The sequence below is a fragment of the Mucilaginibacter sp. genome, from assembly GCF_039207105.1.
Lineage (GTDB): Bacteria > Bacteroidota > Bacteroidia > Sphingobacteriales > Sphingobacteriaceae > Mucilaginibacter.
This window is the reverse complement of record NZ_JBCECK010000121.1, coordinates 710-16,013: the sequence shown is the minus strand read 5'-3', so window position 1 is coordinate 16,013 and position 15,304 is coordinate 710. Positions and strand designations below refer to the sequence as shown.

Annotated in this window: 7 protein-coding genes; 6 read left to right on the top strand and 1 reads right to left on the bottom strand. The window is 40.8% G+C overall.

What is annotated here, in order from left to right; translation table 11 throughout:
* Together AAGC65_RS19475 and AAGC65_RS19470 are read left to right on the top strand one after the other, a co-directional pair.
* The coding region (locus AAGC65_RS19475) for a hypothetical protein (RefSeq protein WP_343114132.1) at positions 1–1,158 on the top strand (1,158 nt) is incomplete at its 5' end.
* 6 nt (positions 1,159–1,164) lie between these two features.
* Positions 1,165–2,847 carry a hypothetical protein gene (locus AAGC65_RS19470; protein WP_343114131.1) on the top strand — a complete coding sequence of 561 codons (1,683 nt, stop codon included), beginning with the start codon at positions 1,165–1,167 and terminating at the stop codon, positions 2,845–2,847.
* A gap of 212 nt (positions 2,848–3,059) precedes the next feature.
* On the opposite strand, the gene AAGC65_RS19465 is transcribed toward AAGC65_RS19470, so the two are convergent.
* Complete coding sequence (locus AAGC65_RS19465) at positions 3,060–4,448, bottom strand: glycosyl hydrolase (RefSeq protein ID WP_343114130.1); 1,389 nt, start codon at positions 4,446–4,448, stop codon at positions 3,060–3,062.
* 1,563 nt (positions 4,449–6,011) lie between these two features.
* Here AAGC65_RS19465 and AAGC65_RS19460 point away from each other — a divergent pair.
* The 4 genes from AAGC65_RS19460 to AAGC65_RS19445 all read left to right on the top strand — a co-directional run bounded on the left by AAGC65_RS19460 (position 6,012) and on the right by AAGC65_RS19445 (position 15,165).
* Positions 6,012–8,468, top strand: coding sequence for a TonB-dependent receptor domain-containing protein (locus AAGC65_RS19460; RefSeq protein WP_343114129.1), 2,457 nt, complete (start codon positions 6,012–6,014; stop codon positions 8,466–8,468).
* Between the two features lie 1,047 nt (positions 8,469–9,515).
* Positions 9,516–11,879, top strand: coding sequence for an ABC transporter permease (locus AAGC65_RS19455; protein ID WP_343114128.1), 2,364 nt, complete (start codon positions 9,516–9,518; stop codon positions 11,877–11,879).
* A 548-nt stretch (positions 11,880–12,427) separates the two neighbouring features.
* Complete coding sequence (locus AAGC65_RS19450) at positions 12,428–13,510, top strand: Gfo/Idh/MocA family oxidoreductase (protein WP_343114127.1); 1,083 nt, start codon at positions 12,428–12,430, stop codon at positions 13,508–13,510.
* Positions 13,511–13,746: 236 nt separating this feature from the next.
* Entirely contained in the window at positions 13,747–15,165 is a 1,419-nt protein-coding gene (locus AAGC65_RS19445) for an amidase (protein WP_343114126.1), read from the top strand.
* Positions 15,166–15,304 lie beyond the last annotated feature (139 nt).

Here is a 15,304-nt window from a genome sequence, read left to right as displayed (position 1 = left end):
GAACAGGATACGAAGGAGCAAAAGCTGGCGTTAGAACATCCTTCCTTTTTCCGATCGGTTAAGGGTGTCATCTATTCTAAAGGGAGTTATTGGTATAAAAACATAACACCGCTTACAAATAAAAGTATCATTGACGATTTTGACGCAATACGAAAAGCGGGCATAAATACCATAAAAATATACGGCCCCAATATTTATGATCATTCGATATTGGATGCCGCGGATCAAAACAATTTAAAAATTCACTACAGCTTTTGGATGCCTGGCCCTCCAGATGTCCTGAACGACATCAGTTATTTGCAGGAGCAATCCAGGATTATTATTAAAACGATCAATAAAAACAAATTAAACCATAATATCAGCGCATGGAACTTAGGTAACAATAGTTATCAGCAACTAGCTCAATTTTACCACGGCCCTTCATTACAGCAAGCCCAGCAACAGTATATAAATTTTCTAAAGTCCCTTGTCAAAGAAATAAAACTTGCTGACCCATCAAGGCCGTTGACAATTGACCTGTTATCTTCGCCTACACTTGGTACAACCATGAGTTTATTACATCAACAAATACCTGAAATTGATGCGTTTGGTCTGATCATCCATACTAAGCAAGCATTAAGATTCGTCAAAACAGATTTTAATGCCCCTTATTTTTTCAGCAGTTCCGATCCTCATGCGCTTGAAACGATACAACCTTCTGGTGGGATTTTTTATGCCAACTGGCAGGACCAGCAAAGTGGCGCTGCCATCACACTTGATGGGTTAAAAGACATATGGGGACGAAACAAGCCTTACCTTTTTCAAATTAGCAAAGGATGGCATGGTTCAATCGCTGCCCATAATCTACCACCTGTAAAAATACTGAAGCCTGCTTTAACGACCACGCCTGGCGCTAATCTGCCTTATCACGCCTTGGTATATTCATCCAACAAATGGAATATCGCAACCGATTCAAACAACGAATTGAAATTTGAGTGGTACCTGGTTAAAACAGACGGTTGGGGCAATGCTATTGTCATGAAAACATTAGGGAGCGGGCCAAATGTATATATCACTGTTCCATCAAACAACGACCGGTACAGGGTATATCTGGTAGCCGTAAAAGGCAATAATGAAACCGAAGATTATACGACACTAAATACGCCTCTTCAAAATTAATTGAAATTGAAAAGAAACTCCTTAAAAATTTATTTGCTAGCCGGTCTGTTGTGCCTCCTGTCTATTTATGGTATCCGCTTGTTCTGGAGGGGTTATTTAACCAATAACTATGATCAGACCAATGAGCAGGTTTTGGGTATCTTTGATCGTGACCATTTACACACAGGTCTTCCTTCCAGGCCAATTATTTGCTATGCAGCAGTGTTTAAAAGTACAGCAGTATGCTCATCGCTGGGCAATTTAGAAACGGCATTAAATAATCAGGATGTATTCATCAATGTAGAAACCTGGCTTAAGGGAACGGATTACAAAAACAATGTTTTAAAGGAAGTTACAAAAGGCCGCTTTGATAAACAGATTCAGGAATTGGGGTTATTGGTTGCCGGAAGCCGTCACCAGGTATTTATTCGATGGAACCCGGATATGGAAGTGCCAACTGATGTATATCCCTGGCAATTTAAATCGCCTGAAGACTACATTAACTCTTTTCATTATTTTTCAAAAAAAATAAGGGCCCTTGCCCCCGGCGCAAAAATCATCTGGGGGCCTTCAGGTTATCCCGGCGACACCGAATATTGGCCGGGAAACAACAGCGTTGACTACGCAAGCATAACACTCGGAAGCCCGTCAGAGCTTTCCGCCCACTTCTATCCGCAGGATAGTTCAGTTGCTGATATGTTAAAACATAAGCTTCATCGCTTAAGATTTATTGATAAACCTATATTGATCATGAGCGGTAATGCTGCCAAAACGCGCCTGAAGGATAGTTCATTGGATGCGGTGAAAGCTGACCTGAACCAATATCGCAGTACCATCTACAGTAAAAATAATTATGTAGACAGTGCTCAGAACAAGCCGGTCAGAACGACTTTGAAGATCGGCGTTTTCGACCCCAATAAACAACTGATCAATCAACAAAGCATCAGTGTAGAGCATCTTTTTACAGATTGGGGCGAGGTTGAGCGGGGTGATTTTGAGAAAAAGTTTTTGGAAGTTATTAACCGCCATCATGAGGTTATTGTAACAATGGAGCCGTGGCGGGATACCAGCAAGATACCGGACAATGCTGTTTTGGAAAGTATATTGAAAGGCGGTTATGATCAGCCGATCAAAAAGTTATTTAGCGTAATTTCTGCTACAAAAACTACGGTTTATTTAAGATGGATGCACGAGATGGAAATTCCGATCCATCGGTATGCCTGGCAAAGTCAGGACCCCGTTACGTACATCAATGCATACCGCTATCTTATGCAGTTGGGCGGAGGGCCGGGAAAAAACGTCAGGAAGGTTTGGGGGCCTGCCGGTGACAGGGGCTCTGTAGATTTTTGGCCGGGAAGCGATGTAGTGGATTTGATAAGCATTGCTATTTATGGGTTGCCTGATAAAAACATTACCGATCCAGAGAAGCAGGAATCTTTCAGTACCATATTCAAAAGAAAATATTTTCGGATGAGGTTTCTGGAAAAGCCCGTATTTATAACCGAGTTCGGTGTAAAAGGACCGGAGAAGTTTCAAAATAAATGGCTTGCCGATGCCGCCAAAACCATAAATAGCAATCCTCACATTTTCGGCATTTGTTATTTTAATTTATATGACAATCCCAAAGCATGGGGCGAAATTAAGGCTCCCGACTGGAGTATCACCCCCCGGTCTATGACCACGTTTACTCATCTTTTGAATCCGTTGTAATAGTACTTTTCTATCTCATCATGGCTTCCGTTTAATAGTTGTAGTTGAGGACCCTGTACACAAAATCTCGATTGAAGCGCAATTTGTTTGAACACTTTAACTAACCTGATCTGAATAATCGGCAGATTGATGCCGGTTATTCAGACCAGGCTCCGAACTTAATATTGGTGGAGATTAACGTGACGCAGGACTATGCTGGAATACCCGGCTTCTCAGTAAACAAAGAGGCTTTTAGCGACAGTTTTATAGGTCCAGGTCGTATAGGGCACCGACCACTTGATAAATCCATAATGACCTTCTGCCCCCGTCCGGAACGGTTCATCAAACATCTCGTAAAATATTCCCGCTTTGACCTCCGTGTTTGCCTTCATTCTTTTAATGAACGCATTGACAAAATCACTTTGAATTTGATCAATATTGCTGACATTTGTCCAACGTTGCCCTATTTCTGTAAACCATATGGGTTTGGTAAACAAACTGGAAAGTTTCTGGGTTATATCCGGTGAAGAGGAAGATGCAATTGCATTTTCCATATCTGAATACCAGTGCCAGGCGACGATATCAAATTTCACGCCATAGGATTGCATATATTGTAAAAAGTAGAAGTGCTTCCAGCTACCATTGATCATCGTTTTGGCACCGGGTTGTTTTAGCTTGATACCATCATTCATACCCTTTAAAAATGCAGCCGATGCTTTTAATTTCTGCGCGTTATAATCTGAGGCAACATCACCGTTACCGCTCACGATTGCCTTATTATCCAATTCGTTACCCAGTTCATAGTAAGTAAATCGACTTGAATTCTTAGCGGCTACATTGCTGCCTAATAACTTACCGGCAGCATAATTCGTACTCTCCAAGCTGCTGTAGTTCAACGTGGTGATATTGATCATGGCCAGGGTTGTTATACCGCTGGTACTGGCTGCGCTCATCAGCTGGCTTAATGTTGTTGTACCCGATATGGAACCGTCACTATTGACATTAAAATTTTGACGCATGACCTTCATTCCCAGCTTTTTCATGATATTCATTTGAGTGGACATGCTTACCGGTGAATATGCTGTATTGCCCATAGAATGCAGGTTGAGACCAAGCATTAAACTGGAGGTAGCCGCGGTTTCTCCTGAGGTGGATGAAGTTCCCGCTTTCACTGCGACAATATATTGACAGTGGACATCTTTTGAGGGAGAGGCCATATTGGCTCCTAACGTTACGGTGCCGGCAGCATAGCTTTTGCTGTATACATTCATTGACGATATCTGCGCATCAGTAACACCAATTTTGTAACTGGTCTTCGTCCAGGTGCTTAACCAGGACGGTAAAGCATCCGCGCGGGGATCGTAAGCTATATAAATGGTGGCAGCGGAGGAAAGGGTGAAGGTTAAGTTAGTTGAAGTGTTGGCTTTATCATCACAGGCTGTTTTGATAAGTGTAGCGCCGGATAGTGCGGAGGGAACGGAGGTGATCTTGTACGTTCTGTCCGTGTAATAGGTGATGTTGGTGGCGATAGTTGTTTGGGTATACGTTCGGGAGGTACCTGATTTTAGATTGGAAATTAGCGAGGTGGACGCTACCAAGCTTGTTGTCGCGGTAGCATCCATCGTCTCGACGACCGGGGGGCTGTCAACAGGCTTGATTTCATTGTCTTTTTTGCACGAAAAAAATACCAATAATAACGCACTTAACAGGATTATTTTTTTGTAAAATTTCATAAAAAAATAAGTTAGGGGTTGTTAAAAAATCAATAAACATTTAATTGAAGTTAATTAAATAACGACAAAAATGAAATAATAGCATTTAATAGGCGCATTTATTAAAAAAAATACAAATTTTAGACCTATTGCGAATTTCAGGTTTAAACTGGTTTTCTGGTTCAAAATGACGGATCGGCTGTTAGATGGTGGCACGATCAATGCGTTACGACAACAAAAAGAAAATTTACATTTTAATCAACATTTTTTTTCTGACAGGGAATAAATGTCATCGGTCACGGAATCAAAGGACTCATTTTTTGATGTTAACATCGGTTTATATGTATGTTTATTGAGGGTATTACCATCCGATATTAAAAAGTATTATATTTTAATTTTTTTGCTTATTCTAATCCCCAAAAGAAAGCTGTTCTAATTCTGGGTTGTATATATGAATAATGCACGTCAATTAATTTCTGTATTGTGGCTCCCGACGATAGCATATGCTGATTACCTGTAAAGTTGTGTGCATTAATCTTCTTTCTACTTCGGGCTGAACATCATGAGCAACCGGCGACTAATGTCTGCGGCGGCTCGTGTCCAGGAGTTTTATATTAAATAATCAAGACACGACATGAAATATCTTTCTTTACGGCCCTTTGTACCCTCGGGTCCCGATATGAAAAATCCAAACTCCTGATGCAGGAACTGGATTTACGCTTATTTTCGACGAAGGTGGTCTCGCCGGTTTTGAACGTGATGGGTGCCGGTTTATCCTGCAGCACTATGATGTACCGTCTTTCGCGCAAAATTTCATGATTTCGGTACGGGTGACCAGCGCTGCGGAGTTCCGTCGAATGGTAATCGCCAGGCACCTTATGGAGAAATACGGGATACGCCTCAGCCAGATAAAGCATCAGCCATACGGTATAGAAGTAAATTTAATCGATATTGCCGGTGTTTGCAGACATTATATTATAAAATAACCAAAGTTAACCAGGGCATCAAAAAATATTCAGACATTGATAGTCCCTGATTTTATGGATTGTCCGATTATTGCATTCCGACATGCTTGATCATGCTTTTCCGTGCTTATTAGAACAGTGGACTGTGTTAATGGAATTTAAATTTGGCTATATAATTCAAGAAGATAGCTTGGCCAAGTGCAGCAGAATGCTCTGAACTCTTTTTCCGCAATACATTGGTCAACACCTCGGGAATATCCACATAGCCTTTTAAGATCATCTAGAATTGGTTCGTGGCGGCATCGGGCTTGAGTACTAAATATCAAATATGGTATGTAAAATAAAAAAAATTAATTTCTTTTTTATAAAATAAATTACGGTTTGATTTAGATCCAGCAAAGCTCTTGATAACTAAAAGAGGGCTTTGTCATTTCTGTTGAAATCCGTTTGAAAGGTTTACGAAGTTAACACTGGCTTAAAATGGAATTGATAGCTTCACCGCTGGAACATGAAAAAGATCCTTTCTTTAGCCTTATTGCTTTTTAGTTATTGGATTGGAACAGCGCAAACTGTCGCCATTAAAGGCCGCATCATCGATGCACAGACACACCATCCGATTGAATATGCCAGTGTTGCTATCTTTAAATCCGGTGACTCGAGCCTGGTTGCCGGAACAATCAGTAAAAGCAACGGCAACTTTGAGCTGAATAAAATTTCTGCCGGGCATTACCGTTTGAAGATCGCTTTTATCGGCTACAGGAATTTCATAAAGGCTGATTTACCGCTAAGTGATGGTCAGCGCAAGGATTTGGGGGATATTATGCTACAGCCGGCGAGGAATGCGCTTAGCGAGGTAAGCGTGAAGGGACAACAGGCAGGCGAGGTTAACAAAATAGACAAACAGATTTACAAAGCCGGACAATTTGAAGCTTCTAAAGGCGGTTCGGCTGTTGACGTGATCAGAAACCTGCCCACGGTATCGGTTAATGGCGAGGGCAACATCAGTATGCGCGGTTCGGAAAGCTTTATGGTGCTGGTCAATGGTAAACCAGTGATCACCGATGCGCAAACGGTATTATCACAAATACCGGCTAACGCCATAGAAAATGTCGAGGTAGTAACATCGCCATCAGCAAAATATGATCCGGATGGCCGCGGCGGTATCCTGAATATCATTACGAAGAAAGGCACTATCGATGGGGTGACCCTTGCACTCAATGGCCAAGGGGGCTTGCCAAGCGTAGATGATCACAATAATTCGCGGATGCCTCAACGCTTCGGCGGCGATGCTACGATCAATTACCGCAAGAAGAAATGGGATATTTCGGTTGGTGGCAATTACAATCGGAATGATAATGCCGGTTTCCGCGAGGGAGATGTCTATACCAAGGATTTTACCGCCGGAACGATCATCCGTTTTCCTTCAACCGGCGAACGCAGCTTTAAGAGATATAATTATGCCGGACGCACGACAATCAATTTTACTGCGGATGCGTCCAACAGCTTTTCCGCCGGTCTGTTCATTGGTCAGCGCTACCAGGACAGGGTAGCCGATCTGATCTATCACAATACAACATCCAGTTTGGGCAACGATGCGTTAATCAAAAGCACCACTTATTACAACGCAAATACACAAATCAAGGAAGGGGGTTTTGCGTTGGCAAATTTCGATTATACGCATAGGTTCAATGATAAATCGACACTCGTAGGGGGCTTTGTTTATGAGCATGCAAACTTGTATGGAAATACCCAGAACCGCAACCTGCGTTATCCCAATACAGTCGATACGATCCAATATGTTTACAATCCTTACAAACGGCCGATCAGCGGCTACAGGTTTAAGCTGGATCATAGTCTACCGTTGGGTAACGGTAAACTGGAAAGCGGCTATCAATTGCGTTATGACACGCAGGAGGGGCAATTTGGTTATTTAGTAACCCCGTCGACTTCACAGCCAGATGCAGATCGATTTCAGGGCAGTCTGCACGCCAAAAATGTGATCAATTCGGTTTATAGCCAGTATTCCGGCAAAAGCGGTAATTGGGAATATAATGGTGGGTTGCGTTATGAATACTCAACACGGGCGGTTGATCTGTCCTATGATCCGAACCGTCATCAGCTCAACCTGTCCAACCTGTTTCCCGCAGCGCTCATACAATATAGTCTGACCAACAATTGGAAGCTAAAAGCAGATTATAACAGACGGATCAACCGGACAAGTAACCTGGAACTGAACCCTATACCAGAGCGTGAACATTCCGAAGCACTGGAACAGGGAGATCCGGATCTGCTGCCGGAATTTATCGACCAGGTTGAACTGGGGATTAAACATACTTTTAAAGCGGGTAACTTTTCCGCAACGGCTTATTATCAGCATATTCAGAACCCTATCCAGCGGCTAAACAGCGTTTATGCGGATACCATCCTGAATCGTGTTTATACCAACGCTGGGGCAGCCAGGCAGTTTGGGGTTGAAGCCGGTACCAGTTTGCAGCTCTACAAATGGTGGTCGTTATATGTAGGAGCCAATGCGTATAACTACCATATCAGCGGCAACATTCTTATCTTAAATCAGCCGGTGACAGTAAACAACAAGTGCTGGGCTTACACGTTTAACGCCAACACAACTTTTCAACTGGCCAAAACCTGGAGTGCTCAGGCCAATGTTAATTACTTGTCGAAACGCCCGACCGCACAGGGTGAGGATTCGCAATACTTTATTCCCAATGCCTCGGTTAAAAAAACCTTAATGAACGGGCGGATGGCGGTATCTTTGCTCTGGCAAAACATCGGTATCTTCAATGCCGCTAAACAACGTATCACGACTTCAGGTCCTGATTTTTATACGACCACGAATTATATTTACGAAACGAATATGCTGTTGATAAACCTCAGCTTTAACCTCAACCGTTTTACGAGTAAACTAAAGTTGCCAAATAGCGAGCTTAACGAGCGAGAATTTTAAGACTTTAGAAGCTAATGACAGTGTTACTGGTAAAAGCGGATATAATAGCGGTCAATTGAAAACGGGGTAGATATTTCATCGGCCTTAATCATCAAACAGAGTGGCCAATCGTTTCAGATTATCTAAAAATTGGTTCGCGTGGATGTCGGGTTCGAGTACAATTTATAAGCAAGTAGCCATTTTTATTGGCTACTTTTTTATGGGAAAAATTTTGGAACTTCCTATGTTAGGAAAAACATTAACTTAGCAACTATCATTTGAACATTTATTATATAAATGAAACCGGCAATATATAGCCTTAGCGTATGGATCACAAGCTTGTTGTTTGGACCTTTCGCTTATTATCTGCGTCAATCATTATTGAGCCGCAATATCCTCACCATTTCCGATATAGTTTAATTTATGCTTTTGTTTTTAGCTTGCCAGGTTTAATTTTATCTGTTTTGTTTGTGTACTTAATAAGGAACCTCTCAATCAGTCAAACAATAATAAAACTGGCACTCTCATTGCAGGAATTGTGATTGTTGCAACACCGTTGTATCTTATAGATAGTGGACAGCAGATATTAGAATACGCTATTGCCTATAGCAGCATAACAGTTATTGCAATAAGGGTATATCCATTAAGCCAACGATTTTAACTCTGCAATTATAAATTCAACGCTTAATCTGTAATTAGATCAAACCAATGATTAGGTGGGTAGCCTGGTTCAATCAAAAACGGGTTAGATATTTCCAATCAGCCTTAATCATCAAATAAAGCGACAAAACGTTTAAGGTCATCTACAAATTGGTTCGTGTGGACGACGGGTTTGAGTACAAAGCCTTCCTGAGATTTCAGGAAGGCTTTGCTGTTTTTGCTTCCATTAATTCTGCTTCAAGTATCACAGCCTTTTCATCTAAAAGATTAAATATGGCAAAGACTAAAAACGAACGATCACTGTTCGTTTCCGCACACCATTTCCTAAGATAAAATCATCCACAGAGTTCAAAAGCATTGACTATTACGTTGGCATTATTATTGAAAACGATATAAAAATGTTGTGTTATGATCAAAATTTACTTTAAAACTGCATTTAGAAGCCTTGTTAAAAATCGGTTTTATACCGCGATTAATATTGTTGGCCTTACAGCGGGGATGACTGTAGGTTTGCTTATTTTTATTTGGGTGCAAAACGAGTTAAGTTATGATTCGTTCCATCGCAATTCGCCTAATATTTATAAGGTACTTGCTAATATTGGCAAGGGTAGCAGTCAGCAGATTTGGCCAAATTCTAATGCCCCTCTTGCAGTTTACGCTAAAAGTGATATTCCGGAAGTGGTGAACTCAGTACGTATCAAAAGCAATCATAATTTTTCTTTATTTAAATATGCCGATAAGCAATTTATAGAAAAAAATACCGCTTTTGTAGATCCGTCTTTTTTTACAGTTTTTGATTTTAAACTTTTAAAAGGCTCTGTAAAAATGCCTTTTAATGCGACAGATAACGTGATTATTACTAAATCGGTAGCAAAGCGATATTTTGGAGACCAGAATCCGGTAGGTAAGGTTTTAGTAGCCGAAAATCAACAAAATTTAACTGTTAGTGGTGTGATAGCTGACTTTGGCTCAAACTCCAGCATAAAATATGATATGATATTTCCAATGGATCTGTATGCCCGGTTATACAGCCAAAATAATGATGGTAAATCAATCAATACAGATTGGAGAAATTTTACATATGATACCTTTCTGCAACTTAGGCCCGGTGCTTCATTAAGTGGTATACTGGATAAACTTGGATTGGTACTAATCAATCATTTTAAAGATATCGGCATTAAACATCCTTATAGTTTGCAGGCACTGACAAAAGTTCATTTATATAAAACAGATGGTAGCGACGGGCTGATACAAACCGTCAGAGTATTTATTATTGTAGGGTTACTAATCCTGATGATTGCATGTATAAATTATGTAAATCTTTCTACAGCGCAATCTATCATAAAGGCTAAAGAAATAAGTGTCAGAAAAATAATTGGGGCTCAAAAGGTGCAGTTATTTATACAGTTTTTTGTAGAAACTATGGTGCTGTTTTTCTTTGCATCTGCTTTAGCTTTAGTATCATGCAAATTGCTGTTACCTGTGTTTAACAATATTTCGGGCACCAATATTACCTCCCATATCTTAACGTGGCAGGTATGGGTTTTAATAGGCGGAACTATATTGTTTGCCTTACTTTTATCAAGCATTTACCCGTCATGGTTATTGGCATCAATACAGCCTATAAACGCACTAAAAGGCAAGGTAACGGCGAATATTAGTTCGGTGTTTCTTCGTAAAGTATTGGTAACTATGCAATTTGTTTTTTCGGTAGCGATAATTGCCGGTACCTTTATTATTAACAAGCAGTTATCATATATCCATAAAAAAGAATTAGGATATGACAGAGAACAAGTGTTTACCTTGCAAATGAGGGGAATGCAGCCGCATGCCGATGCGATAAAGACGGAAATTTTAAAGCAGCAAGGAGTGTCAGGAGTAGCATATGCTGGTGATGATATCACAAACCTTAGTACAAATACCACCAAAACAGACTGGGATGGAAAGGATCCGGAGCAAACGTTTTTCGTATATCCCGTCGAGGTAGATAAAGACTTTCTATCTGTTTTCAAAATAAAACTGGCTACAGGGCATGGTTTTACCGGGATGGCTTCTGATTCGGCTCATTTTATATTAAATGAAACAGCAGTAAACGAGTCGGGCATTACCAACCCTTTAGGCAAACGGTTTAAATTAGGAAATCAGGAAGGAACTATTATTGGCGTTGTAAAAGATTTTCATTTTGCCTCTTTAAAACAAAAAATTAAACCGGCTATTTTTTCCTACAGACCACAAAACAATCAGCTATATGTTAAGACAACCGGAAACGAAGCCGAAAAGGCTATATCCGCAGTAGGCAGATTATGGAAACAGTACAATGCTGGTTTCCCCTATGAGTATAGTTTTTTGGATGATAACTTTAATAGTTTGTATCAAACTGAACAACGCACAGGAACTATATTTAACTTATTTTCAGTCGTTGCTATCCTTATTTCTTGTCTTGGATTATTTGGCTTAACTACTTTTACCATCCATACAAAAGTAAAAGAGATAGGCATTCGAAAGGTATTAGGTGCAAGTAATTTCAGTGTAGTACGGCTTTTAGCTAAAGACTTTATCCGGCCAGTATTAATTGCCATAATGATTGGTATTCCGCCAGCCTGGTATGCGCTTCATAATTGGTTACAAAGTTATGCTTATCGTACAGAAATGCAATGGTGGGTATTTGCGCTGGCGGGCATATCTACTATCATTATAGCGCTGTTTACAATTAGTTTTCAATCGTTTAGAGCAGCTGCTATGAACCCTGTAAAATCAATCAAGATTGATTAAATGATTGATCCTGGTATCGAATAACGGCCGGTAAACTACGAGCTTTGCAATCATCTTATTATAAATTAAAGCATTGAAACCAATAACGTACAGTTTTAGCATTTGGATCACAAGCCTACTGCTTGGGCCATTCGCCTATTATCTGCTCCAACTGATTATGGAGCCACAATATTCTCATCATTTCAGCTATAGTTTATTTTATCCTTTTTTATTTAGCTTTCCAGTTTTAATTATATCTGTATTGATTGTATACTTTATAAGTAAGAGCTCAACCAGTAATGGCATAAAGAAAACAATGCTCTCGTTGGCAGGAATTATGCTTATTACAACATCGCTGTATATTATTGATGGCGGGCAGCAAATGTTAGAATACTCAATTGCCTATAGCTGCATAACAGTTCTTGCCATATGGATGTACCCGATAAAATTGAATACGCAGACAGTGAATTAAACTGACTTAAAACATACATCATATACCATAGGTTATTAACTTTGATAATATGAATCAACCTTTTTACAGGTTGATATCTTATTATATAATTTAACCTATGTCTTTAGAAAATAAAAATCTCCGCGTATTGGTAGTAGGTTGCGGTAATATGGGAAAATCTCATGCCAAAGCCTATCATAACTTACAAGGCTTTGAAATTTGTGGCCTTGTTTCAACAGGCAATAGTAAACATGTTTTAAATGATGAACTGGGAGGTGGGTACCCCCTATTTAGTGATTTTGAGCATGCGCTTACTGCTACCAAACCTGATGCCGTGTGCATCTCTACTTATCCTGATACGCATGAGCAATATGCAATAAAGGCATTGGAAAGTGGCTGCCATGTGTTTATAGAAAAGCCACTGGCCGACTCTGTTGAAGGTGCTGTACGGGTGGCCGAAGCAGCAAAAAGATCAGGAAAAAAATTAGTGGTAGGTTATATTTTGCGTTATCATCCATCATGGGAGCGTTTTATCGAAATTTCCCGGAAAATGGGTAACCCATTGATCATGCGCATGAACCTTAATCAGCAAAGCCACGGCCCTAAGTGGACGGTTCATCGTAATTTAATGAAGAGCCTGAGCCCTATTGTTGATTGCGCGGTACATTATATTGATGTGATGTGCCAGATGACCCGATCTAAACCTATACAGGTAAACGCGATAGGTGCACGCTTAACCGATGATATACCCGATTGGAATTATAATTACGGCCAGCTGCAGATCAGGTTTGAAAATGGTTCAGTCGGATGGTATGAAGCAGGCTGGGGACCCATGATGAGCGAGACCGCCTTTTTTATCAAGGATGTAATTGGGCCTAAAGGTTCAGTATCAATAGTAGCTAAAGAGGCCGGCGGCGCAGGGAAATCTGATGAAATCGACGCGCATACCAAAACAGAATCTTTAAAGGTTCATTATGCTGATTTGAATGAAAATGATGAGTTTACAAAGCCCAATGAATGGATAGACCTGAGAGACGAGCCCGATCATCAGGAACTTTGTAATCGTGAACAGCGATTCTTTTTGAAGGCTATCCATGAGGATCTGGATCTGACAGCGCCAACGGAGGATGCCATAAATAGTTTAAGAATCGCATTTGCATGCGATGAATCGGTAAAGACAGGTCAGACGGTTTTACTGTAACAACTGAAACCTTTTAAGCAAAGAAATTCTGAAGCAAGTTGTGAATATTCACAATTTGCTTTTTTTGTATAGGTACTACCCTTCTTAAAATCAAATAGTAACTTCAAAAGTTGTGACAAATGTCAATTCCAAATTGTGTCATTTGACTTCGTTGTAGGTGCCTGGTCATGCGCAATTTTGTTCAGGCGATTTGAAGTATGATCGCTGACAAAATAGAGCAATAATTAATCCGAACAATGAAAAATCAAAATGACCCGATCTATTATCAGGAAGCTTCAACGCTTGCTGATATGATCCGTAACAAGGAAATAACCTCCGTGGAGGTTGTTCAGGCACACCTTGACCGCGTAGCTGAAATCAATCCCAAAATAAACGGTATTGTAACCCTAATGGGCGAGCAAGCACTGAAAGACGCCGCTGTTGCCGATAAGGCCGTAGCAGCCGGTGAAAAATTAGGCCCTTTACACGGCGTTCCTTTTTCTATCAAGGATGCTATTGATACAGCCGGTGTGCCTACGCAATATGGCTCAAAGATATTTGAAGGTAATATTCCTGAAAAAGACGCTACTGTTGTTACCCGTATGAAAAACGCGGGCGCTATACCTTTAATGAAGACGAATATTCCTGAGTTCTCCGCCCATTGGGAATCAGAAAACCTGCTTACCGGAAGGAGTTTGAATCCCTGGAATCCTGACCGTACCCCGGGTGGTTCAAGTGGCGGTGAAGCAGCGGTTATCGCGGCTGGCCTCTCTCCCATCGGTTTAGGAAGTGATTTATCAATCTCGGTTAGAGGTCCGGCTGCTTTTACAGGTATCGCGGCGCTAAAAGCTACACATGGTCGTGTGCCTTATACCGGCCATTTCCCGAGGGTATTAAGCAGGTGGTGGCACATTGGTGCTATGGCCCGCACCGTAAAAGATCTTGCCCTGGGTTACTCGGTCATAAACGGAGCGGATGGTATTGACGGTTATAGTATTTTTCCTAACAATGCACAAATCCCGAACTTTCGTTTACCCGGACAAAAAATACATGTTGGATGGGCCTCAGAACCGGCTTTTGCTCCGGTAGATCCTGAAATTACGGCGGCAATTAAAAACACTGCTGCACTATTAAAAGACCTTGGCTGCGATGTAGAAGAAGTTAGTTTGCCATTTATGGAAGGCATGGATTGGGTAAGTGTTTACTTTGCCGTGATTTATGGGGAATTGGTTCCTTACATGGAACAATTTACCAAAGGCCGTGAAAGTGAGCTGCACTTCATAGGTAAATTCACTATGGATGTTAAACTGCTCAGCGAAAAGGAATATGCGAAAGCAGAAAATAAACTGGAAGAATTGAGAAGCCACTTTGCAAATTACTTCCAGAAATACGACATCCTGTTATTACCGGTTAACCCGATGACTGCGACAGGGCATCAGCAACAGGAATATATTGTAAACGGTCAAACGGTTTCTGCTTTGCACGTAAATACTGCTACAGCCCCTTTCAACATAACAGGATTACCTGCCATTTCCGTACCAGTTGCTTTAAGCTCAGAAAATCTTCCGATAAATATTCAGTTGGCTGCAAGATGGTTTAACGAAGCTACTTTGCTTGAACTGGGCGAAAAAATACAGTTAGCAAGTCCTGCATACGGTACTCATCCCCTGGCCTAAGTTATTTTTAAGCCCTATCGAAAAGTCCGCCGGCGAAATCCGGTGGCTTTTCTTTCATTCAATGATGTTTGGTATATTCTTTTCGTATCCTGCTTAGTGTTTCTCTTGATATGCCCAGGTAGGAGGCAACCATACCTAA